This is a genomic window from Rhizobium sp. P44RR-XXIV (assembly GCF_001999485.2).
Classification (GTDB): domain Bacteria; phylum Pseudomonadota; class Alphaproteobacteria; order Rhizobiales; family Rhizobiaceae; genus Rhizobium.
The window spans coordinates 996,541-1,017,168 of the sequence record NZ_MPVZ02000029.1 but is presented as its reverse complement, the minus strand read 5'-3'; the positions used below and the strand labels follow the sequence as shown (position 1 = coordinate 1,017,168).

23 protein-coding genes are annotated in these 20,628 nt (G+C 59.5%); 7 read left to right on the top strand and 16 right to left on the bottom strand.

Features of this window, described 5'->3' with window-relative positions:
• Nucleotides 1–52: 52 nt before the first annotated feature.
• Nucleotides 53–553, bottom strand: coding sequence for a MarR family transcriptional regulator (locus BSK43_RS30675; protein ID WP_077467288.1), 501 nt, complete (start codon nucleotides 551–553; stop codon nucleotides 53–55).
• A 226-nt stretch (nucleotides 554–779) separates the two neighbouring features.
• Complete coding sequence (locus BSK43_RS30670) at nucleotides 780–1,832, bottom strand: LacI family DNA-binding transcriptional regulator (protein ID WP_077467287.1); 1,053 nt, start codon at nucleotides 1,830–1,832, stop codon at nucleotides 780–782.
• A 164-nt stretch (nucleotides 1,833–1,996) separates the two neighbouring features.
• On the opposite strand from BSK43_RS30670, the gene BSK43_RS30665 reads away from it, so the two are divergent.
• Nucleotides 1,997–3,307, top strand: a complete 1,311-nt coding sequence (locus BSK43_RS30665) for an MFS transporter (protein ID WP_077467286.1) — start codon at nucleotides 1,997–1,999, stop codon at nucleotides 3,305–3,307.
• Nucleotides 3,307–4,497: an enolase C-terminal domain-like protein gene (locus tag BSK43_RS30660; RefSeq protein WP_077467285.1), complete on the top strand. Its 1,191-nt coding sequence runs from the start codon at nucleotides 3,307–3,309 to the stop codon at nucleotides 4,495–4,497. The genes BSK43_RS30665 and BSK43_RS30660 overlap by 1 nt, the downstream gene beginning before the upstream one ends.
• Nucleotides 4,498–4,678: 181 nt before the next feature.
• Here BSK43_RS30660 and BSK43_RS30655 read toward each other — a convergent pair whose 3' ends face one another.
• Nucleotides 4,679–5,011, bottom strand: a complete 333-nt coding sequence (locus BSK43_RS30655) for a tetratricopeptide repeat protein (protein WP_077467284.1) — start codon at nucleotides 5,009–5,011, stop codon at nucleotides 4,679–4,681.
• A 219-nt stretch (nucleotides 5,012–5,230) separates the two neighbouring features.
• Here BSK43_RS30655 and BSK43_RS30650 point away from each other — a divergent pair, with 219 nt between their 5' ends.
• Nucleotides 5,231–5,842, top strand: coding sequence for a MarR family transcriptional regulator (locus tag BSK43_RS30650; RefSeq protein WP_348641766.1), 612 nt, complete (start codon nucleotides 5,231–5,233; stop codon nucleotides 5,840–5,842).
• A 41-nt stretch (nucleotides 5,843–5,883) separates the two neighbouring features.
• On the opposite strand, the gene BSK43_RS30645 is transcribed toward BSK43_RS30650, so the two are convergent.
• From BSK43_RS30645 to BSK43_RS30625, 6 genes are all read right to left on the bottom strand, one after another.
• Nucleotides 5,884–7,131, bottom strand: a complete 1,248-nt coding sequence (locus tag BSK43_RS30645) for an oxalate decarboxylase family bicupin (RefSeq protein ID WP_077467282.1) — start codon at nucleotides 7,129–7,131, stop codon at nucleotides 5,884–5,886.
• Nucleotides 7,132–7,215: 84 nt separating this feature from the next.
• A complete protein-coding gene (locus tag BSK43_RS35280; protein ID WP_169055484.1) occupies nucleotides 7,216–7,389 on the bottom strand; it encodes a hypothetical protein in 174 nt (57 codons plus the stop codon).
• Between the two features lie 243 nt (nucleotides 7,390–7,632).
• Entirely contained in the window at nucleotides 7,633–8,001 is a 369-nt protein-coding gene (locus BSK43_RS30640; RefSeq protein WP_077467281.1) for a response regulator, read from the bottom strand.
• A 77-nt stretch (nucleotides 8,002–8,078) separates the two neighbouring features.
• On the bottom strand, nucleotides 8,079–8,735 hold the full coding sequence (locus BSK43_RS30635; RefSeq protein WP_077467280.1) for a response regulator transcription factor: 657 nt from the start codon (nucleotides 8,733–8,735) through the stop codon (nucleotides 8,079–8,081).
• Complete coding sequence (locus tag BSK43_RS30630; RefSeq protein ID WP_136687369.1) at nucleotides 8,728–10,308, bottom strand: ATP-binding protein; 1,581 nt, start codon at nucleotides 10,306–10,308, stop codon at nucleotides 8,728–8,730. The genes BSK43_RS30635 and BSK43_RS30630 overlap by 8 nt, the downstream gene beginning before the upstream one ends.
• A 180-nt stretch (nucleotides 10,309–10,488) precedes the next feature.
• On the bottom strand, nucleotides 10,489–11,322 hold the full coding sequence (locus BSK43_RS30625; protein ID WP_077467279.1) for a formate/nitrite transporter family protein: 834 nt from the start codon (nucleotides 11,320–11,322) through the stop codon (nucleotides 10,489–10,491).
• A gap of 234 nt (nucleotides 11,323–11,556) precedes the next feature.
• Between BSK43_RS30625 and BSK43_RS30620 the strand changes: the two genes are divergently transcribed.
• Nucleotides 11,557–12,045 carry an Rrf2 family transcriptional regulator gene (locus BSK43_RS30620; RefSeq protein ID WP_068391423.1) on the top strand — a complete coding sequence of 163 codons (489 nt, stop codon included), beginning with the start codon at nucleotides 11,557–11,559 and terminating at the stop codon, nucleotides 12,043–12,045.
• Here BSK43_RS30620 and BSK43_RS30615 read toward each other — a convergent pair.
• From BSK43_RS30615 to BSK43_RS30595, 5 genes are all read right to left on the bottom strand, one after another.
• Nucleotides 12,028–13,050 (bottom strand): mechanosensitive ion channel family protein, encoded by a 1,023-nt coding sequence (locus BSK43_RS30615; RefSeq protein ID WP_077467278.1) that lies wholly within the window; start codon nucleotides 13,048–13,050, stop codon nucleotides 12,028–12,030. The two genes, BSK43_RS30620 and BSK43_RS30615, sit on opposite strands and share 18 nt — an antisense overlap.
• 73 nt (nucleotides 13,051–13,123) lie before the next feature.
• Nucleotides 13,124–13,540, bottom strand: a complete 417-nt coding sequence (locus BSK43_RS30610) for a cupin domain-containing protein (protein ID WP_077467277.1) — start codon at nucleotides 13,538–13,540, stop codon at nucleotides 13,124–13,126.
• A 58-nt stretch (nucleotides 13,541–13,598) separates the two neighbouring features.
• Nucleotides 13,599–14,351: an SDR family oxidoreductase gene (locus BSK43_RS30605; RefSeq protein WP_077467665.1), complete on the bottom strand. Its 753-nt coding sequence runs from the start codon at nucleotides 14,349–14,351 to the stop codon at nucleotides 13,599–13,601.
• Nucleotides 14,352–14,499: 148 nt separating this feature from the next.
• Nucleotides 14,500–15,417, bottom strand: a complete 918-nt coding sequence (locus tag BSK43_RS30600; RefSeq protein ID WP_077467276.1) for an MBL fold metallo-hydrolase — start codon at nucleotides 15,415–15,417, stop codon at nucleotides 14,500–14,502.
• 130 nt (nucleotides 15,418–15,547) lie between these two features.
• The gene (locus BSK43_RS30595) at nucleotides 15,548–16,027 is read right to left on the bottom strand and encodes a carboxymuconolactone decarboxylase family protein (protein WP_034484416.1); all 480 of its coding nucleotides are present in this window, start codon (nucleotides 16,025–16,027) and stop codon (nucleotides 15,548–15,550) included.
• Between the two features lie 131 nt (nucleotides 16,028–16,158).
• Between BSK43_RS30595 and BSK43_RS30590 the strand changes: the two genes are divergently transcribed.
• Nucleotides 16,159–17,070, top strand: a complete 912-nt coding sequence (locus BSK43_RS30590; RefSeq protein ID WP_077467275.1) for a LysR family transcriptional regulator — start codon at nucleotides 16,159–16,161, stop codon at nucleotides 17,068–17,070.
• Here BSK43_RS30590 and BSK43_RS30585 read toward each other — a convergent pair whose 3' ends face one another.
• Together BSK43_RS30585 and BSK43_RS30580 are read right to left on the bottom strand one after the other, a co-directional pair.
• Nucleotides 17,071–18,426, bottom strand: a complete 1,356-nt coding sequence (locus BSK43_RS30585; protein WP_077467664.1) for a HAMP domain-containing sensor histidine kinase — start codon at nucleotides 18,424–18,426, stop codon at nucleotides 17,071–17,073. It lies immediately after the preceding gene.
• Entirely contained in the window at nucleotides 18,426–19,100 is a 675-nt protein-coding gene (locus tag BSK43_RS30580; RefSeq protein ID WP_077467274.1) for a response regulator transcription factor, read from the bottom strand. Before BSK43_RS30580 ends, BSK43_RS30585 begins: the two co-directional genes overlap by 1 nt.
• Nucleotides 19,101–19,368: 268 nt before the next feature.
• Here BSK43_RS30580 and BSK43_RS30575 point away from each other — a divergent pair, with 268 nt between their 5' ends.
• Together BSK43_RS30575 and BSK43_RS30570 are read left to right on the top strand one after the other, a co-directional pair.
• A complete protein-coding gene (locus tag BSK43_RS30575) occupies nucleotides 19,369–19,986 on the top strand; it encodes a methyltransferase domain-containing protein (protein ID WP_077467273.1) in 618 nt (205 codons plus the stop codon).
• Nucleotides 19,983–20,606, top strand: a complete 624-nt coding sequence (locus BSK43_RS30570) for a DedA family protein (protein WP_077467272.1) — start codon at nucleotides 19,983–19,985, stop codon at nucleotides 20,604–20,606. Before BSK43_RS30575 ends, BSK43_RS30570 begins: the two co-directional genes overlap by 4 nt.
• Nucleotides 20,607–20,628: the final 22 nt, after the last annotated feature.

Below are 20,628 nucleotides of genomic sequence, written 5' to 3'. Positions count from 1 at the left end.
AACTCCAAGATAGGCGGACGGCACACGGGATTTGCCGCATGCAATTCCGCAGTCATCGGTACGAGGCTTCACCAAAGGTCTGTAAAAGGGCTTGGAGCAGGCCGGCGAGCTGGTCCAGCTTATCTCGATCCATGCCTTGCAGCAGTCGGCCTTCATTGGCGATATGTGGTGCGAACAGTGCATCGACCATCGCAAGACCTTGCTGGGTCAATCGAACCTGCACGATCCGGCGATCTAGGGCGTCGGGAATGCGTTCGACTAAATTCCTTCTTTCCAGCCGATTGATGCGTTTGGTGATGGCGCCAGAGGTGACCATCAAGGATTTGACAAGCTGCGTCGGTGTCAGCCCATAGGGTGCGCCAGACCGGCGCAGCGTGAACAGCACGTCCACTTCGCTCGTATCCAGATTGTACTGGCGGAAGAAGCTCTGAAGTTCGTCCTCGAGCAGATGGGAAAGTCGTTGCACTCGCCCGATCACCCCCACGGGCCAATTATCAACATCGGGTCGTTCTCGGCTCCACGCCAATTGCACGGCATGTATGGTGTCACTCATCAAGGTCTCGCTGGGCTGCTTTCGGAATTTAATATACCAGTATCTTACCAGGAAGATATATTTGTGTAAACCAGCACCTTCTATCTACCCGGCAATGTCTTGTGCATCGGCGGCATGTTGGCGTCAGACGGGTCGGTTCAGGTGAACATCAGCGGGGGCAATCGCCGATCGTGTTCGGCGTACCTGCGCGCTCTGCCAGGTCACCAAAGATTGCTGGCATTCTTGCCTAGCGTACAGGCTCGGCGTCGCTTTGGCCGGGCACAATATCCATTGACCAGACTTCGCGCGTCAAAGTCGATTGCGCTTCCGGAATGGTCATGCCCTCCAGTACGGAAACCATCATCTCGGCCAGCCGGACACCGTATTGCTTCAAGTCGATGCGGAAGCTTGTCAGCGGCGGGGTCAGGTAGCGGCAGACCGGATTTTCGCGAAACCCGATGACGGCGAGATCCCTGCCGGGTTGCAGGCCTGCTTCGCCCAGGCGCTGATAGAGGCCCATCGCCATGGTTTCCTGAATCAGCACCACCGCGGTGGGGCGGACGTCCATCGCCAGAAGAGCGGATCCCAATTCATAGCCGCCGGAAATCCGGTCGTGCAGGCGCAAGACCAAGGCGTCGTCGAACTCGATCCCTGCCTCGCCAAGGCCGCGACGGAAACCTTCGAGAAAAACGTAGTTGTTGTTGGTTTCCTGCGCCGTCAGTCCCAGCGCTATCCGCCGATGGCCATGATCAATCAGCCGCCTTACGGCCCTCAGGGCGACGCCGGCAAAGTCCAGATCCAGAGCTGCGTAATCCCCCGGCGTCTCGCTGCTTCCGAGCGCGACGAAAGGCACATGCCATTTCTTCATATAGTCGATGCGTGGGTCGAAGCGCTGAACGTTGGAAATGATGAAGCCGTCGGCCAGCTTCCTGTCGACGGCGCGATAGAGAAACTGGTTCTCGTCCTGGTCGGAGGCGCAGGGCAGAATGATCAGGTCCAGCCCGGCATCGGCAAGTGCGCTTTGCAGGCCCTCGCTGAGTGCCATGAAAAACGTCTCGCCGGCAGTCGAACGGCCAATGTCGGTGCGCATCGTCAGGGCAATGGCTTTCGTCGATCCGCTGCGCAGGCTTCGTCCGGACTGATTTGGCCGATAGCCCAATTGTTCGGCGGCATCGAGGATCTTTTTCCGGGTCTTGGCGCTCACTTCACTGCGGTCGTTCATCGCCCGTGAGACCGTACTGATGGCCATGCCAAGATGGGCTGCAAGTTCCCGAATGCCGACGTTGGTTGGTTTCTTCATGAGGCTCAATTCGTCGATAGCAAAGTGTCCCTTACTTGACAGTGACCTTGAGGCATGGCAATGCCGGAAACGTTTCCGGGAATCATTTGAAGGGATCAACCGGAAGCTCGGAGAGGTGAAGGCATCCTTCGGTGTTAGAGCGAATGGATCTCTAGGAGGAGAGAATGGCTGTTTCCGAACAGGTTGTTATCGGCAAGCTGACGTGGCGTTTGCTGCCGATTTTGATTTTTGCTTATTTTATTGCAATTCTTGACCGCGCCAATGTCGGCGTGGCGGCGCTGACGATGAACCAGGATCTTGGTCTGTCGACCGCCGCATTCGGCTTTGCCGCCGGCGTGTTCTTCGTGCCCTACGTCTTGCTGGAAATTCCGTCCAATCTGGCGCTGGAGCGCTTTGGCGCCCGCTGGTGGATCGCCAGGATCATGTTGACCTGGGGATTGCTTTCCAGCGCTCATGCCTTGGTCTGGAGCGCGGGCAGTCTTTACGTGTTGCGGGCCTTGCTTGGCGCTGCCGAAGCCGGTTTCTTTCCGGGCGTCGTCTTCTATCTGACGCTTTGGTATCCCTCGGCCTATCGCGGCCGTATCATCAGCCTGTTCATGGCTGGGATTCCAATTGCCTTGGTGATCGGCACGCCGGTATCGACCTTGCTTTTGCAGATGGACGGAATTTTAGGACTGCATGGCTGGCAATGGATGTATCTGCTTGAGGGTGTTCCAGCCGTGTTGTTGGCCGTGTGCATCCCGTTCATTCTTCCGAGCAACCCTTCGGAAGCAAAGTTCCTCGATGCTGCTGAACGGACATGGCTGGTGGAGCGGCTGACCAAGGAGGAACGGGAGCGGTCGGCGCTGAGTGCAAGCGGTCATGGCAAGCAGCTCCTGAAGGCCTTGCTCAGCCCGCAGGTCTTGCTTTTCTGCCTGATGTACTACGGCCTCACAAACCTCAATGGCGCGGTCAGCACCTTCCTGCCCTTGATCCTCAAGGGGTTCGGTCTCAGCCAGTTGCAGACCGGCTTCGTCGCGGCCATTCCCTATTTGTTTGGCCTTGCGGGCATGCTGTTGCTCGGCCGCCTTGCCGACCTGCCGGGCAAGCGCCGGATGGCGAACTATTGTGCCTTGACCATTTCCATTATCGGCCTGGTCGGGGCCGGGAGTGCCGGTGATCCGACGGTGAAACTCATTTTTCTCTGCGTTGCCGCTTTTGGTGTCTTCGGCGCCATGCCGGTTTTCTGGGGCCTGCCCACAGCAATCCTTAGCGGTGCGGCTGCTGCCGGTGGCATTGCACTCATCAATGCGCTTGGCAATTTGTCGAGTGTCGTCAATCCCTGGGTCATTGGAACCATCCGCGACTCGACGGGCGATTTCAACGGCGGCCTTTATTGGTTGGCGCTGATGGCCGCCATGTCGATCGTTGTTCTTACCATCATCACCGTCCTGTTTGGGCGAAACCGGTCTAACTCCGCAGTCGAGGTCCGATAATGCTGATAACGGAAATCCGTCTTAGAAAATTGGCCGGCACCTTGCCGACACAGGCAGATCTTTGGGAGGAACGCCTTGTTCGTCCCGTCGATATCTATCCCGAATACCGGACGCGAAATGACTTCGAGGGTGGTGTGCAGACCGCCGACGGATTCAAGATCGTCACCTATTTCGTCGAAATCCATACGGACGAAGGCGTTACCGGTCTGGCTGGGCCAATTCCGGAAGGGGTGGCATTCATCATTGCAAAAAGCCTGCGGCGATTGCTGGTCGGTCAAGATGCGATAGCCGGCGAACGCCTTTGGGACCAGATGCACCGTTTCATGGTTCACGGCCGACAGGGCGACGCCATGCTGGCGATTTCAGCCATCGACTGCGCGCTTTGGGACTTGCGCGGAAAATGGCTGAACCAGCCGGTCTATCGTCTGCTCGGCGGGCCGACGCAGACGAAGATTCCAGCCTATGCCTCGATGCTCGGCTTTGCGGTTCTCGACCCCGGTCGGGTCCGCGAGCGTGCGATTGAATACAAGGAAATGGGCTATCGGGCTCAGAAATGGTTCTTTCGCCATGGACCGATGAGCGGCGCGGAGGGCTTGAAGAAAAACGTCGAGCTGGTGCGCACACTCCGCGAAGCGGTCGGCGAAGACTATGATCTGATGTTCGACTGCTGGCAGGCTATGGATGTCGGCTATGTCGTCGATCTTGCCGATCGGATCGAACAATATAGGCCTCGTTGGCTTGAAGAATGCGTCATGCCCGATCGGATCGACAGCTATCGCAAGATCCGGGAGCGCATTCGTATCCCGCTGTCCGGCGCCGAACACGAATATACGCGCTGGGGGTTCAAACGCTTCATCGACTCGGAGGCGCTCGACGTCATTCAGCCGGATATTTATTGGTGCGGTGGATTGACGGAAACACTGAAGATCGCCGCCTACGCCTCGGTCCACGATCTTGTCACCATCCCCCACGGCCATTCAAGTTTTGCCACGGCGCATTTTTCGGCGGTGCAATCGCCGATCCACACGCCCTATCAGGAGTATCTGGTCAAGTGGAATGCCGTGCACGAGCATTTCCTCGTTGATCCCCTCGATGTCATTGACGGCATGATTGAAGTGCCGGATCGACCCGGGTTGGCGATGGAAATCGACACGAGCAAGATCGAAATGGAAGAAGTCGTTTTCGCGTAGTTAGGAAGCAATTAGCATCCTTCCAACGCTACTAAGTCTCTGCGCGGCTCGTGCTGCATTCGGTTGCTCCGCGAGCCGCGTATGATGCGATGCCGGGAAGCCCAACTAGGTTGCTCCAGGCCGCAAACAGTCCCCAAAGCCCAATCCTATGATGGATTTGAGCAGCAAAACACCAAACACGTCAGGCATTGCCGGCGTTCCTTGCAACAGCCCGCCGAAGCCAGACGGAGATCTGGCGTTCGGCTTGAACCTCGCCATGCCGGCGAGCAGCGTCGCGACCTCGACTCCAGGCCTCGATGGCGGCGTCTTCGGCACCAAGAGCAAGTTCGCAGCGGCCGAGTTGTGCCCATGCGGCAGCGTAGTCTGAATTCTGACGGACAGCCTCGCGCAGGTGCGGAAGCGCGCCGTTTGCATCACTGGCATCCAGCAGACTTTTACCCAGAGCAAAGCGCAGGAGCGGGCCGTCATCGCCGCTTTCAAGCCGCGCCAGAAGCGTTTGGATTATCGCGGTCATGGAATCAGACCACCGCCCTATCGGAATGCCTGGATAGATGAGAACTCTGGATATCAATGGCGTTTAAAGGGGAAACGAGCGGCGACGACATATCGAGCTCCGGTATTGTCGGGTTCATGGAGATGGTTTATTTAGCAAGCCTTACCTTGGAAAATATCTTTGGAAAGTAGTATGTCAAGCAATAGCTTGGAAAAACAAAGGGGTGCTGCTGGAGAGCGCGTGCTGCTGGAGATCAAGATGCGCGGCCCTCAGACGTCGGCGCAGCTGGGACAGCGTCTCGGCACTACCGGCGAGAACGCGCGCCAGCTGCTGCTCAAGCTCGGTGATGATGGCCTCGTGACGGCCGAAACCATCTCGGCCGGCGTCGGGCGGCCAAAGCAGCTCTGGCATCTTACCGAAGCCGCCAGATCCCGCTTTCCCGACACCCATGCGGAGCTCACCCTCGGATTGATCAAAGGCATTCGTGCTGCCTTCGGCGAAGCCGGGCTCGAGAAACTGATTACGGCGCGCGAGCTGGAAACGGAAAAATCCTATGTCGACGCTCTGGCCACAGCGGGGAGTATCGAAGGCCGTCTTGCCGGACTGACCGACATCAGGTCTCGCGAAGGATACATGGCAGAGTGGTCTGTAGCGCCTGACGGCGATGGTTGGCTGCTGGTGGAGAACCATTGTCCCATATGCGCCGCAGCGCAGGTGTGCCAGGGGTTTTGCCGAACCGAACTGGCCATCTTCCAAAAAGTCATGGGCGAAGATGTATCGATCCAGCGCGACGAACATATTCTGGCGGGAGCCCGCCGCTGCGCCTACCGCATCCGTCGCATTTTGCAGTGACGCGGATTGCCGCAGCGCCAATGCGCCGCGGCAATCTGAAATCAGCGAGGCATGATGCCCGGCTGATCGGCGGGGAACTTCGCAATGTCGGCCAGGCTGACATTGAGGTGCTGCGCCACAAGCGCCGGTGGCGTGTGGGTGAGCCAGGATGACAGACCCACTTCCTGATATTCAGCCACCTTGAAGACGGCGACGAATTGCAGGTCCGTCTTGCCGGTATTCTCGATGATGTGGCCCTGACTCTTCTTCACATATCCGATGTCGCCCGGCCGGAAGTCGGCGGTCTGGCTGCGCGGGCCGGCATCGAACACGGTCATGCGTCCTTCACCCTTGATCCAGTATTGCCATTCGTCCGCATTCGGATGCCAGTGCATCTCGCGTACGGCTCCGGGCTTGATCGTCTCGATCGCTGCGGCAATGGTCTTGGAGACCTTGAATGTATTGCTGTCGGCAAGCTGGATGGTGCCCGATGCATTCTGCTTCAACGGTGCCGAAGCGGTCAGCTTGTAGGTGAAGGGGTAGGGCGGCAGGCCGGCGGAAGCAACGGCCTCCTGATCGGCCGAAAGCGGGCCCGGTTCCTTGCCCTGGAAGATCCACAGATCCTGCAGCGGAATGTTCTTGAATGCGTCCTGCGGAACGCCGAAATTCTTGGCAAGCAGTTCCGGCGGCGTATGGGCCAGCCAATCGGTCAGAAGCAGCGTGCCGTATTCGGATTGGTCGCCCTGGTCGAAGACGATCACGAATTCGCAGCCGTCCGGTCCAAGCCCCTGCAGCGAATGCGGGAAGCCGGCCGGGAAATACCAGAGATCGCCTTCTTCCACATCCTGCACATAGGCACGACCCTGGGCATCGAGGACGGTGATGCGGCAGCGCCCGTTGGTCATGATGGCCCATTCGGCGGCGCGGTGCCAATGCATCTCGCGGACACCGCCGGGGCCGAGGCGCATGTTGACGCCGGAGACGGCTTCGGAGATCGCGAAATCCGACTTCGTGACCTGGCGCGCCCAGCCACCGTTCTGGATACGCTTGGCGGCGTTGTTGAACGATGCCCAGAAGAGCTGCATGTCGCCGATATCGGTGGCCGGCGGGCTTTGGAACGAGGGGAACTGCTCGCCGAGCGCCGGGTTCTTCGGACCGGGGTCGGAAAGGCCGGCGGGATTGGCATTGATCGCCCCCTCGGCCGGTTGATCGGGATTGCCGAAACTGGCCGCCTGGGCAGCGCCGGTCGCCAGCGCGGCACCTCCCATGGCTCCGAGGGCAAGAACCGAGCGTCTCGATAGAGAATCCATTGCTGTTACTCCTTTCATGTGGATGGGTGTGCAGGACCGCTGAAGCGTGGGCCAAGGTCTCTGAGGACGAGCGGCCGATGGCGGCTAGGACTTCACTTGCCGATGACCCGGACGCCAATGCGAATGCGAGGGGGCGCCCTGCAATGCAGGCGAATGAGGTCGTGTCTCAACGGTGTTTGCGAGGTGGATGGACGTCGAGCCGACAATGCCGGCCATAAGAAGAGCCGCGATGGTATGCGTCACTTCAAGTCTGGGCATCGTCTCCTCCTGTCGCTGAATCTGATGACTGGAGGCTACAACCGCAGAGGCAATCGCACATCTATACCTAGGTCTAGTAGTATTCGGCAAAAGGTATATGTCTATCCGCGAATACACGGTATCGACCGGCGCGGCTCCGCCCTCGGGCTAGCCCCGAGGCCGCGGAGTGCGATCGGCAGACGAGTGATTGCAAGGGCTGGATGAGTCGAAGAGGGCAGATGGCCTAGGGTTATCTTTCGGCCGTCAATGACCGAGCGCGGACTCAAGGCAATCGATGAGCCTTGCGATATCCACTGGCTTGCCGAGGAAGGCGAGGGCGCCGCCGTTCATGGCTTTCTTTCGCGTCCGCTCATCCTTGTAGGAGGTGACGAAGATCATCGGCGGCCGGTCCGAATGCCTGTTCAATTCCGTCTGCAGCTCGATCCCGCTAAGGCCGGGCATCTTCACATCGACGAGCATGCAGTCGATTGCCGAGCGCGGTTCGAAGGCGAGAAACTCCTCGGCCGACGCGAACAGGCGGCTGTCGTAACCACAGGACTTCACCAGATCATCCATGGCTTCCCGGATGGCGTGGTCGTCATCGACGATGGCTATGGTCGGTGTCGGAGGCAACGAAGCGACCCTTTCTGGCTGCTTTTCGGCGCTTATAGTGATCTTTATGCTCTGAAGCTCACTTGAAAGATATCATACTAAGAGACAGGTGGGCTTATGCTTTCGCCCAGCACTTCGGCCTTGCGGACCAGCTCGGCGACCGAGCGTGCCTCCATCTTGCGCATGACATTGCCGCGGTGCAGTTTCACCGTGACCTCGCTGATGCCGAGCTCGTAGGCGATCTGCTTGTTCATCAGCCCCATCACAACGGCCTTCATGACCTCGCGCTCGCGCGGGGTGAGGTGATCCGCAAGCGAAACAATGGCTTCGTTCTGCGCATGCTGGCGCCGGCGCTGCGTGTCGCGTTCCATCGCTGCCGCCACGGCATCCAGAATATCCTGGTCCTTGAACGGCTTGGTTAGAAAGTCGACGGCGCCGGCCTTCATCGCCCGCACGGTCATCGGTATGTCCCCAAACCCGGTCATGAACACGATCGGCATCTTGCTGCCAAGGCGCTCCAGCTGTGCCTGAAAATCCAGCCCGTTGAGGCCGGGCAGGCGGACATCGAGAACGATGCAGCCCGGGCGGTCGAAGTTCGTCACGTCCATCAGCGCCGCGGCACTCTCGAATGCCTGCGCCTCGAACTTCATCGAGCGAAAGAGATCCAAGAGGGCCTCGCGCATCGACAGATCGTCGTCGACGATGAAGACCACTGGCTTGGGCGGCTCCTTTTGCATTTTGCGCTGATCAGGCATGCTCCGCCTCCGGCTTTATCGGCAGCTGCATTTCGAAGAGCGCACCGCCTTCGGAATGATTGGTTCCATCGAGCCTTCCGCCGCGGGCCTCCAGCGTGCTGCGGCAAATCGAAAGGCCCATGCCCATGCCGGTCGCCTTGGTGGTGAAGAACGGCGCGAACAACCTGTCCTTCGCATCGGCGCCAATGCCGGGGCCTGTATCGCGCACCGCGATGCAGACATGCTCGATATCAGGCTGATCCATCTTTATCCTGATACTCCGCTCGGAGCACCCGGCCTCATCCATTGCCTGAATGGCATTCGTCATGAGATTGATCAGCACCTGCTGCAATTCGATTTTCACGGTCGATACGGTGGGGATATGCGGGCTGTAGTCGACCAGCACGGCCGTCTTGCTCTGCTGAAGCTCGTGCTCCATCAAGGCGATCGTTTCATCGATCAGACTGCCGAGATCAACATTCTCGAGATCGTTGTTCGGCGAAGAAAGCACACGGCGCGCATTCTGGATCAGCTCGCTTGCCCGCTGGCTGTCGCGGATCATTCTTTCGGCCGAGCGCCGCACGGCGGGGAGATCCGGCGGTTCGCGATCGAGCCATCGCAGCAGCGTCTGCGCGTTGATGACAATCGCGCCGAGCGGCTGGTTGAGTTCGTGGGCAAGTGACGCCGACATCGCGCCGGCCATTGCGGCTCTCGAAGCCTTCGTCAGTTCCGCCTGGGCCTCGGCCCGCGCCTTCAGAGCCAATTCACGCTGGGTGATATCGACCATGCTGACGACGACGCGGCCGAAGGCGGCTGGATCTTCCGGAAGGCTGACGCTGAGCAGCACGAGCTTTTCTTCGCCATCGTCGGTTTGCACCTCCACCTTGTCTTCGAAAGTTCGGTCGCCATTCATTATCGCCTGCAGCATATCAAGGAACTTCTCCTGGCCGGCAATAAGCGCCCGCTGTGGGATGCCCATGCCGGAGGAGTTTGGACCCAGCAATTCGCGGGCGGCTTGGTTTGCCGCTACCGCCTTGATGAGACTGCCACAGTGGTCGACCAGGGTCGGGTTAACACGCGCATAAGCCTTGATGTCGATAACGCCCTGCGCCCTGACATCCATCAGATAGCTTCGCAGCTTTGAATAATCGCGCTCCCAGAGGGCAACGCGTGTGCGATCGAAAATCGAGCGATATCTTGCCTCGCTTTCCGACAATGCAGAATGGGTTGAAAGTAGATTGAGCCGTGCAGTTTCGGTTTTGAGGAGTAGCAAGGTCGTCACGGACAGTGCAGCGAGCGCGCCGAACAGACGGAGTGTTTCCTGAAGGTTTGCTTCCTGGCCATGCGTCATGGCGTAAGAGAGAAAAGTCAGGGCGGCACATCCTGCCGCGATGACAAGCAGACCGATGCGGGTCATCGATTGAGCGGCAAGGAGCATGCTGACAACGTAGAGAACCGCGATCGCACCCTCGATATCGGTATAGGTATCGATGCAGAAGATAACGGCCGCAAGCGTGACGGCAACCACGCCGAAGGCCAGGTTATGGCCCTGGCCTGGATCGCGGGCACGAAGCAATATTGACGCTATGGACATTCTTCCCTCAGCCTGTTCGACCGCAAGCTTATCCTCTTATGAACACCACTTAACCTGTACATAGGTGTGGTGCGGCTACGTGGGGGCGACGATGACGTTGAGGGCAGGTTATCGCCTAGCCGGGCAGCTTTCAATCCACGGCCTGAGGCTCATACCGTCGAGCCGGCCGGTTTGGGGTGCTCATTTCCGGTTTCCCTTGCCGGCGATCTCAGGCCGGATGGCTGCGGGAGCTGGTGCGAACGAAACATGGCCGCTGCTTTGGAACTGGACCCAGTAGCCCAAGGCCATGAAGACGGCGCCGCCGATCAGATTGCCGAGCGTGACCCAGATCAGGTTGTGAGCAGCGCCGGCAAGGGTGATGTTGGCCGGATGGTCGCCCATCAGGGCCATGGCGAAGGTGAACATGTTTGCGACGGAGTGCTCGTATCCGGCGGCGACGAAAATCGTGATCGGCCAGAAGATCAGCATGATCTTTGCGGCCGCATTGTCGGTTCGCCCCGCCATCCAGATCGCCAGGCAGACCAGCCAGTTGCACAGAATGCCGCGCGCGAGAAGCGCAAGCGAACCCGCCGACATCTTTGCGGAGACGACGGAAAAGAATTCCTGGCTCCCGTCGCCCAGCAGCACGCCGCCGCCCGCCATATGAAACAGTCCGGCAAGGACCACCGCGCCGATCAGATTACCGATCCAGGCGGCACACCAGACGAGCAGCATGTCCGAGAGATGCGCGCGCCGCGTCAGAACAGCAAGCGGCATGTACATGGCCGTTCCGGTAAAGAGTTCGGAACCGGCGAACACGACGATCGTCAGGGCGGATGAGAAGACCGCACCCATGATGAGATGCGCCCAGGCCGCATCCGCGTGCGCGCCGGCGGTAAACATAAGGATATCGCCAAAGCCGATATAGGCACCCGCCATTGCTGCTCCGATTAGGAAAGCGAATAGCTGCGTGCGCACGATGACGGCCTTGTGTTCGCCGGACTCGGCGAAGTTGATGATGGAATCCTGGTACATACGAGATCCTCGCTTAATCACCAGATCGAACCCGGACCGGCGCTGGCTGATGACGAAATGCTAGTCGCATGCGTGACCGCGCTGAATGATACTTTGGTCTAGGTGGTTCTCTTGGCCGCGGTACTGTAGGACGGTAGCGGATGCGCACTTTGCGTTTGTTTACATGATGATCAAATAAGGATATTATTTATCCTTGATCAATGTATGCCAACCGCAGGCCTTTGGTGTGTATTTATGATTTTGAAAAGCCAAGTCGAATGGGCGCTTCATTGCTGCGCCATTCTTGCAGGCCTGCCAGAGGGCCGTTATCTCTCCACCAAGGCGCTGGCAGAATTTCACGGGCTCCCCAAGGAATATCTTTCGAAGGCACTGCAGGGTCTGTCGCAGGCCGGGCTTGTCGATACCGCCCTTGGTCCTTCCGGCGGTTACAGGCTGGCGAAACCGCCTGCAGATCTCACCTTTCTTGATATTGTAGAGGCTGTCGAAGGCCGGCAAAGAACCTTCGTCTGCACCAATATTCGTGCCAATAACCCCTGTCGCCCGAAGGATTATTGCGAAAGCAGCCCCTGCGCGGTCGCGCGCATCATGTGGGCGGCCGACGAAGCCTGGCGCGAGAAATTACGCGGCGTCAAATTGTCCGACCTTGTCGGCATCCTGTCGCAGGAAATCCCGCCGGAGCTCTGGAAAAGCTCCTTTGAATGGGTGCTAGAGCGCGCCGGATGAAATCGTCGTGAAAGCAGCCTGCTCCTTGGGTTCACCCATGGGAACACAGACGAGGCTTTGCGCCGGCATTGCCAATGATACGCCGTCCGTCCGGCAATGCTCGTAGATGAGGTCGATGATCTCGTTTTGGGCCGACATGCGGCTTGCCGCGCTCGCGACGCGGAATAGCAGCTCGACCTCGATGGCAATCGCGTCGATGGTCTTGAGCGCGACGGCCGGCGGCGGGTTCATGACGATCCTTTCACTGTGCTGCAAAACGGCGATCATGAGCTCTTCGACGAGCCGCGGCTTGTGAGCGGCGGAAACTCGCATCGTCAGCGATATCTGGTGCGATTCATCCGGGCGGCTGCGGTTGGTAACACCCTGTTTCGCCAGGACGCCGTTCGGCAGTACGACGACGTTATTTCCGCCCGAGAGCAGGTTGGTGGAGCGCCAGTTGGTTTCAACGACGCGCCCTTCGGTGCCATCGGCAAGCTGGATCCAGTCGCCGATCACATAGGCGCGGCCCAGTGCAAGCGCGATCCCGGAAAAGACATCGGCCAGCGTGTTCTGCAGCGCAAGGCCGATAAGGACGACGACCACGCCCGAGGTGGCAATCAGCGGCCCCACGGGTGCGCCGAAGACGAAACCGATGACCGATAATGTGGCGCCGAGATAGACGATGCCGACGATCAGGTCCTGCAGGAGATGGGCTTCATGCGGACGGCGATTGAGAGTGAGATAGATGTGGACGAAGCCGATCATCGTCCAGGCAAGATGCAGCCACCAGAGCACCCTGGCAGATTTGGCAAGCAGGATGCCTGCACCCTGGAGTTCACCGTCGTCGAGATGATAGGGCGAAATGCCGGCAAGCCAGAGCACGAGTGTCATGCCGGCGAAAAACAGGATCTGCGCGACAAGGCGCGCGGTCGGGTGCCGGCGCCCCTGAATATGCCAAATGAGAATGCCGGCGAGCCCGAGAAGATTGATGAGGACGAGCGGCAGGGAATGATCTTCACCAAACATGATGGGGCTCACCGACGATGATTTCCAAAAGGCTGGGAGGGACGGGTGCCTCAGGCACCCATCTCGCAGCCGGTTATTTCTTGATCGGGAAGGTCAGTTCTTTCTGGCTGCTGTCGACGACGAAGACGGCCAGCAGTTTCGCCGGCTTGGTCTTGCTGGCATTCTCGCTGACGCCATGGCGATCGCCGGGCATTTCGGAGAAATTCTCGCCGGCCTTGTAGACTTCCACCGGACCATCATTGACTTGGCTGCGGATCGCCCCTTCCAGAACGGTTGCATAGATGAAGGCGGAGCTTGGATGCGTATGGCCTTCGGAAAAGCCACCCGGGCCGTATTCGACGAGAATGCCCTTGATGCTCTTGCCGGGAACGTTCGGCAGCTCGTGCTGGTAAACCAGCGTGACTTTCGCGTCCTTCTCCCCGGCATCATGGGCAACGGCGGTGGTGGACAGAAGAGCGGCCAGGGTGAGGCCGAGAATTGACTTCAGCATCTCGAATTCCTTTCTTAAGAGTGAGGCGGCACGGCGCCTGACGATTTATCGGCAGGGGTCATTTACGGGCAGAAGTTGCGAACCATTGCTCGAAGGTGATGCGGCCGAGGCGCGGATTGTTGTCGGAAACAAGCGAGCCGTCTTCCAGCCTGGCGCCGAAATAACGGGCTTCCGGATCGGCCTCGACCTTGCTTGTATCGCCCATCGCCTTGAGATAGCGGGCAACGAGCTCATTCAGCCGCACACGTTCCGGACCCGAGATTTCAACAATGCCGTTGATGGCAGCCGAGTTCGCAACGACGGTCATGTTGTCGGCGACATCGTCGGACGCGATCGGCTGCACAAAGGCCGGCGACAGACGTACCGTATCGCCGATTTTGCCAGACTGAGCGATGCCGCTGAGGAATTCCATGAACTGCGTCGAATGGACGATCGTATAGGGAATGCCGGATTCCCGGATGATCTTCCCCTGGGCGACCTTGGCGCGCATATAGCCGCTTTCGGGCAGGCGATCGACGCCGATGATGGAAAGGGCGATGTGATGCTTCACACCCGCCGCCTTTTCCGCTGCCGCCAGATTGCGGCCAGACGTCTCGAAGAATTCGAGCACCGCCTTGTCCTCGAAGGATGGCGAGTTTGCCAGGTCCATGACGACGGAGGCGCCACTCAATGCCTCGGTTAGGCCCTCACCGGTGATAGTGTTGACGCCGGTGTTGGGGGCTGCGGCGATGACTTCATGGCCTTGCTTGCGAAGGCGTTCGGCCGTCTTTGAACCGATCAGGCCGGTTCCGCCGATGATGACGATTTTCATGAGCTTCTCCATTCGCGGCACCTTGGGTGCCGCATTGTTCATTTATTTCAGGTGGTTGTGGTTTGCGGCGGCCCCATGGGAGCCGCGTCGTATGAGCCGCGCCGACCGCGAAGGCTTCGCGCCCGGCTCGGCCCCGGCCATCAAGGTCTCAGTAGTCCCAGAAGACCGGCACCCAACGAAAGTGGTCGCCATCGACCGCCACATGGCCGACGGAGGGGAACGGCATGTGGGTGGCCACCAGAAGCTCGCCGGTCTCCGCCAACTCCCGCAGGAGGCGAACGCGGACGCGCGCTGCTTCTTCCGGATCGTGTTCGAAGCCATTGTGCCAGTCGGGATGCTCGAATCCGACGGCGAACACGGCGTCGCCGGCGAACATCAGCCTGTCTTTGCCGGATGCCACACGGACCACGCTATGCCCGGGTGTGTGGCCGCCGGTCCGGGAGACGATGACGCCAGGCGCTACCTCGCGCTCGTCGTCGAACAGTCGCAGCTGGCTCTGATACTCTTCCCGGAACCGCTTGGCGGTCGCTCGAAGCGCATCGGGGAAACCGGGCGGCATCGACACATGCATGAAATCGGGGGCTTCCCAGAACTTGACTTCGGCGGCGGCCACATGGATGCGCAGGTCCGGGCGCAGCCGCTGCTTCACGCCGTCGACGAGCAAGCCGCCGACGTGGTCCATATGCATGTGGGTCAGCACCACATCGGTCACGGATCCAAGGTCTATGCCGGCGGCTTCCAACCGCTTGATCAATTGCCCGGCGCGCGGCAGGTTCAACTCCGGGTCCAAGCCCAAGCCTGCGTCGATGAGGATGGTCTGCTTGCCGGTGCGCACCACGACCACATTCAGCGCCCAGTCGAAAGCGTCCGGCGGCAGAAACATGTCGTTCAGCCAGCCTGCGTGTTCGGCCGGATCGGCATTGTAGCCCAGCATCTTTGTCGGCAATGGCAGTACGCCGTCGCTTACCACAAGCACGTCGATTTCGCCGATCTTCACCGCGTAGCGCGAGGGAACCAGCTCTTCGGGGGCTGATTTAATGGGATGGGAAGTGTTTTGTACGGTCATGACTGTCTCCTGTTGATTGCGGTCTTTGAACCGGTCAGGCCGGTTCTGCCGTTGATGACGATGTTTACTGGGCGTTCCGCAGCCGGTCGTGCCGTTGCGTGTCGGTCAAGGAGCCTTTCGGGCGAAAGGCTCAGTTGAGGCCGGCCCTATCGAGGCCGTATGCCTTGTCGGCGGAGCCGGGCACGGATTTGAAAGCAATGCTGGAGCGGTTCCACGCGTTGATGACCATGATTGCGAAGGTGAGGTCGGAGATTTCCTTCTCGGAAAGCTGACCGCGCACGCGCTCGTAGAGTTCATCGGGAATGCCGCCCTCATGCAGTTTCGTGACGGCTTCCGTCCAGGCGAGAGCAGCCCGTTCCCGGGGCACGAAGAGATTGGATTCCCGCCAGATGGCGATGTGGTAGAGCCGGAGCTCGCTCTCGCCATGGATCTTGGCTTCCTTGACATGCATGTCGAGACAGAAGGCGCAGCCATTGATCTGAGATGCGCGGATCTGCACGAGATCATGGATCTTCTGCTCGATGGCGCTGTCTTTCAGGGCCATGCTGAGTTCCGAGAGTTTCCGAAAGAGTTCCGGGGATTGTTGGGCGTAGTTCAAGCGCTGTGTCATTGCCATCCCCATAATTAAGGATATTTATTGTCCTTATGGATAAAATATATCCTTAATAGCTGGACAGTAAACCCCTGCCGGACTAAGCTGCGGACATAAGGCTTATGCTGAAAAGTATGGGACGGTCGGAAATGGATATCGTATGCGCGCTGCAGACTTTCATGAGGGTGGTGGAAACCGGCTCGTTTTCCGCGGCAGCCGCCGACCTCAGGCGGACGCAACCGGCGATCTCCCGTCAGGTCTCGGCACTGGAGGCGCACCTCAATACGCGTCTCCTGCATCGCACGACGACCGCGCTTGCATTGACAGCCGAGGGCGAGCAGATCATCCCGATGGCACAGAAGATCATAGAGGCCGTCGAGGCACTCACTGAGACGACATGCCGTGAGGGCGCGGCCGTCGCAGGCAAAGTGCGGCTCGCTCTGCCCACACCGCTAGGGCTTTATGTCAGCGACCGCCTGGGGGCTTTGCTCGAACGCCATCGCGGGCTAGCCGTCGAATTGATCTTTCGCGACGAACCCTCCGATTTGGTGGGGGAGGGCATTGATCTGGAGGTTCGCCTCGGGCTGGTGGCCGACTGTAGTCTCATGTGCCGCCGGATCGGCTGGACCACCGCCTTTCTCGTCGCATCGCCCGCATACCTGCGGGGACGAAGAGCGCCTGAAACGCCTGAAGATATCGGCACCCACGACTGCATCTGCTACAGCCGCGCAGGCGATGCCCGCTCCTGGTCTTTCTCCAATGGAGCAGAGGATGTGGCGGTTCGCATCGCGCCTCGTCTGGTCGCCAGCAATTCGATCGCGGTCCATCGTGCCGTGCTTGCCGGAAACGGACTTGCCGTGCTTTCCCACATTCTGGTCGGATCTGACATCGCGGACGGTAGGCTGGTGAACGTCATGCCCGATTTTCCACCGAGTCGTTTCGCGATCAGTGTCGTCTATCCGTCGCGCCGAAACCTGCCGATGCGGATCAGGACGGTTCTCGATTTTCTGGTCGAGATCGTCGGCGACGATCCGTTGATGACGCCGATATCGTCTCATTGATTACGCTGAAGGTGCTGCGGGAAACGACATCCTGAGGCAGGCGCCCTTGGTGGCGACATCGACCACGGCGATGGAGCCATCATGGAGCTGCATGATTTCACGAACCAGATTGAGTCCCAGTCCGGCACCCCGGCCCTCGGAGCCCAGGCGATTGAAAGGTTCGAAGATTTGCTCGCGTTCGCTCCAGGGAATGCCGTTGCCCTCGTCGCAAACTTCAACGAAGCCGCTCTTGCCGACGCGAACCGTGATCGTTCCCTGACGCCCTCCATGATCGATGGCGTTTTGAACCAGATTGGTCAGCGCCCGTTCCAACGACGTCTGGTCGCCCGTCACCAGTACCTCGTCGCATTGCGGTTCGAAGGCCACATCATAACCGGCATCCAGCGCCAAGGGGCCAAGGTCGAACAGCACCTGCTTGGCCATGGCGGTCAGGTTCACCGGCAGGAAATCGTTTCGCTTCTGATCGAGGCGCTGAAGATCCAGCAGCTGTCCGGCAAGTGTTGTCAGCCGCGCCGCATCTTCCAGCAAGTCGCGCTTGTCCTGGCCGGCGGGGAGGGCTGCAACGCGTGCGTTCAGGATAGCGATCGGCGTGCGCAGCTCATGGGCCGCCTGAGCCAGAAAATGCTGATGCCGTTCATATCCTGCATCGAGGCGGGACAGTGTGTCATTGACCGCGCTGACGAGCGGACCGATCTCAGCGGGAACATCGTTCACCTCCAGTTGGGCGCCACGTTTGTCGAACTCGATGTGGGCCGCCTGCGCTACGGTCCGGCCAAGACCAGCCAGCGCCCGGCGAACCACCAGCGGAGTGGCAAGCGAGGTCGCCAGTGCCATCAGCACGATAATGGGCAGCATCACCAGGACAAAGCCGCCTGAAATACCCCTTGCGAGTCTTTGCACGGACATCTGCCCTTTCGTACCCGTCAGGATCTGGACCCTGCCGGCAGGGCTTTCCACCCATTTGATTACCGCATCGGGTTTTCCGGCCAATTCCGGCCGGTCGCTCAGCCGGGCATCGCTGAATTGGTCAAGCACTGCGACGACAGGCAGATAGGCTGCAGGAATGTTGCCTTCTTGCAGGCGGTGTCCCTGAGTGTCGCGAACCATGAACCACAAATCTGGCGCCTTGGCGCGAAGATGCGCGAGCTCCGGCGTCTCTCGCAGCGCCAATCCTCCCGTCGGGTCTCGCTCCGTAGCATCAGCCAGAACATCGAGGCTGCCGCCTTCATACTCGTCGAGAAGATAACCGGTGCTCCAGATCGCGGCTATAACCAGCAGCAGGACGACGGCGATCATGCCTGCCTGTAGCGTCACCAGCCTGCTGACGAGCAGCCATTTCAGCGAGCGTGGCCGCATCATGCAGTCTCGCGCAGGAGATAGCCGACGCCGCGAATGCCGCTGATGGTGATACCGGCCTGCGCGTCGGCAAGTTTGCGACGAACGCGAGAGATATGCGTATCGAGAGCGTTTGACTCGATTTCGTCGTTCATGCCGAAAACGGCCTCCATCAGCGTCTCGCGTAGCACCATGCGCCCCATGCGCCGCATCAGTGCTTCAAGCACCAGCAGTTCGCGGCGCGGCATGCGCAGATGGACACCTTCGACATGGGCCTCGCGATGGGCGAAATCGAACGACATGCGGCCAAGGTTGACGATGTCGGGTTGCAAATGAACCGGTCGACGCAAGATTGCCCGCAAGCGTGCCAGAAGCTCTTCGAACGCAAAGGGTTTGCCGAGGTAATCATCCGCGCCGCTGTTAAGGCCGGCGATCCGGTCGATCAGGTCGCCTTTCGCCGTCAAGACCAAAACGGGCACGACATCGCCTTTGGCGCGCAGCAGCTTGACCAGCGAAAGGCCATCCCCGTCAGGCAGCCGGCGGTCCAGCACCACGACATCGTAAATATCGTTGTGGAGCGCGGCTTCCGCCTCCGATAGGCTTGCCACGTCGTCCACGACCATGCCGTGTCGCACAAGTCCGTTGCGCAGGACCAGGGCCATGGGCCGCTCGTCCTCGACCAGAAGCACGCGCATTCGATAAACTCCATCCCCCGCCCATATCGATAGGGCGCGCGGAACTTAGTATCGCTACATTGCGATAACCTTGCAAAGACCGTTGCGGACCTAGGCTTCTCGTCCTCGATCCACGTAAGCCGCTATCTTCCGAGGCACTCCGGCATGACAGGTTTTCTCAATCTGGGTGTGTGAGACGTCGCTTCCTCATCTTGGAAGGAAGCACCAATGCCCAGTAACCCCAACGACTTCACCGCCGATCGATATTTCGCAATTGAGAGTGGCTGTCATGCTGCTCACTGACGCCGCCTCGTTCTTTCTTGCCTGGCTTCGCAATCCCCGTGCCATCTCGGCCGTAGCCCCTTCGGGTTCTCGCGTATCTGCCTTGATGACGCAAGGCATTGGACCCGCCACAGGTGCGGTTATGGAGTTAGGCCCGGGTACGGGAGCCTTCACCTATTCACTTCTCGAACGAGGCGTTCGCGAAGATGATCTCACGCTGGTCGAGCTGAGTGCTGATTTCGCCAGGCTCCTGCAAAAACGATTCCCCAAGGCGCGCGTGCTGTGCCTGGACGCGGCGCGGATTGGCGAGATGGAACTGTTGGAAGGCGCTCCCTTCGGTGCGGTGGTCAGCGGACTGGGCTTTCGTGCCATGCGGGTACGGGAGATCCGCGCCATTCTCGGCGGCGCTTTCAAGAATCTCAAACCGGGCGGAGCATTTCATCAGATCACCTATGGCCCTCGCTGTCCGGTGCCGGACCAGGTGCTGGATCATTTAAACCTTAGAGACGTGCGGATCGGCCGAACTGTCTGGAACCTGCCGCCAGCCTCCGTCTACCAGATCTCCAAGGCTGGCGATTGCAAAGTCTTGAACGGTTCCGGATCGGTGGGATCGAAGCTCGCATGACGGCGCAGGAACTTGTGGCGCAAGCGCCTGGTACGATCAGACTATTCGTCAGCTTCGGGCTTGGGGGAATTTTCTGTCTCGCCGTCGTGGAAAAGTTTGTCCCGGTTTTCCCATCCTACATCCTTTTGATGCTCATTGGCTTGATGGCGCCCGATCCCCTCACGCTTGTCTTTTCCATTGCGGCAATGACAGCCGGTTCGGTAACAGGTGGGCTTGGCTGGTATACCGTCGGCTGGATGTTCGGACCGCAGAGGGTTCGTCGTACAGTCGCCAATTATGGTGGATACATACTGCTGCGGCTCTCCTTCTATGACGGGCTGACGGACAGCTATCGCCGCAACCATTTCTGGGTGACGCTGTCTGGCCAGATCATCCCTGCAGTCAGGATCTATATGGCCTTGCCGGCGGGTGCCCTGCGGCTCGATCCCAAAACTTTCCTGGCGGCGACATCGCTTGGCTGCTTGATCTGGAACGGGTCCTTTCTGTGCCTCGGCTATGGCCTGCGCTACAGCGGAAGAGACGTTGTCCAGACCGGCTTTTGGGTCCTCTTAACGATTATTGCTGCCGAAGGAGCACTGCTAATCGCCGTACGGCTGCGCAAGAGGGTGACGAAAGGTTAAGCAGCGCGGCTTCTCCAAGTCA

What these genes read in the sequence shown, in the direction of transcription:
- BSK43_RS30675 (WP_077467288.1), bottom strand. Translation starts at nt 553, where the DNA reads ATGAGTGACACCATACATGCCGTGCAATTGGCGTGGAGCCGAGAACGA.
- BSK43_RS30670 (WP_077467287.1), bottom strand. Translation starts at nt 1,832, where the DNA reads ATGAAGAAACCAACCAACGTCGGCATTCGGGAACTTGCAGCCCATCTT.
- BSK43_RS30665 (WP_077467286.1), top strand. Translation starts at nt 1,997, where the DNA reads ATGGCTGTTTCCGAACAGGTTGTTATCGGCAAGCTGACGTGGCGTTTG.
- BSK43_RS30660 (WP_077467285.1), top strand. Translation starts at nt 3,307, where the DNA reads ATGCTGATAACGGAAATCCGTCTTAGAAAATTGGCCGGCACCTTGCCG.
- BSK43_RS30655 (WP_077467284.1), bottom strand. Translation starts at nt 5,011, where the DNA reads ATGACCGCGATAATCCAAACGCTTCTGGCGCGGCTTGAAAGCGGCGAT.
- BSK43_RS30645 (WP_077467282.1), bottom strand. Translation starts at nt 7,131, where the DNA reads ATGGATTCTCTATCGAGACGCTCGGTTCTTGCCCTCGGAGCCATGGGA.
- BSK43_RS35280 (WP_169055484.1), bottom strand. Translation starts at nt 7,389, where the DNA reads ATGCCCAGACTTGAAGTGACGCATACCATCGCGGCTCTTCTTATGGCC.
- BSK43_RS30635 (WP_077467280.1), bottom strand. Translation starts at nt 8,735, where the DNA reads ATGCCTGATCAGCGCAAAATGCAAAAGGAGCCGCCCAAGCCAGTGGTC.
- BSK43_RS30630 (WP_136687369.1), bottom strand. Translation starts at nt 10,308, where the DNA reads ATGTCCATAGCGTCAATATTGCTTCGTGCCCGCGATCCAGGCCAGGGC.
- BSK43_RS30625 (WP_077467279.1), bottom strand. Translation starts at nt 11,322, where the DNA reads ATGTACCAGGATTCCATCATCAACTTCGCCGAGTCCGGCGAACACAAG.
- BSK43_RS30620 (WP_068391423.1), top strand. Translation starts at nt 11,557, where the DNA reads ATGATTTTGAAAAGCCAAGTCGAATGGGCGCTTCATTGCTGCGCCATT.
- BSK43_RS30615 (WP_077467278.1), bottom strand. Translation starts at nt 13,050, where the DNA reads ATGTTTGGTGAAGATCATTCCCTGCCGCTCGTCCTCATCAATCTTCTC.
- BSK43_RS30610 (WP_077467277.1), bottom strand. Translation starts at nt 13,540, where the DNA reads ATGCTGAAGTCAATTCTCGGCCTCACCCTGGCCGCTCTTCTGTCCACC.
- BSK43_RS30605 (WP_077467665.1), bottom strand. Translation starts at nt 14,351, where the DNA reads ATGAAAATCGTCATCATCGGCGGAACCGGCCTGATCGGTTCAAAGACG.
- BSK43_RS30600 (WP_077467276.1), bottom strand. Translation starts at nt 15,417, where the DNA reads ATGACCGTACAAAACACTTCCCATCCCATTAAATCAGCCCCCGAAGAG.
- BSK43_RS30595 (WP_034484416.1), bottom strand. Translation starts at nt 16,027, where the DNA reads ATGACACAGCGCTTGAACTACGCCCAACAATCCCCGGAACTCTTTCGG.
- BSK43_RS30590 (WP_077467275.1), top strand. Translation starts at nt 16,159, where the DNA reads ATGGATATCGTATGCGCGCTGCAGACTTTCATGAGGGTGGTGGAAACC.
- BSK43_RS30585 (WP_077467664.1), bottom strand. Translation starts at nt 18,426, where the DNA reads ATGCGGCCACGCTCGCTGAAATGGCTGCTCGTCAGCAGGCTGGTGACG.
- BSK43_RS30580 (WP_077467274.1), bottom strand. Translation starts at nt 19,100, where the DNA reads ATGCGCGTGCTTCTGGTCGAGGACGAGCGGCCCATGGCCCTGGTCCTG.
- BSK43_RS30575 (WP_077467273.1), top strand. Translation starts at nt 19,369, where the DNA reads ATGCTGCTCACTGACGCCGCCTCGTTCTTTCTTGCCTGGCTTCGCAAT.
- BSK43_RS30570 (WP_077467272.1), top strand. Translation starts at nt 19,983, where the DNA reads ATGACGGCGCAGGAACTTGTGGCGCAAGCGCCTGGTACGATCAGACTA.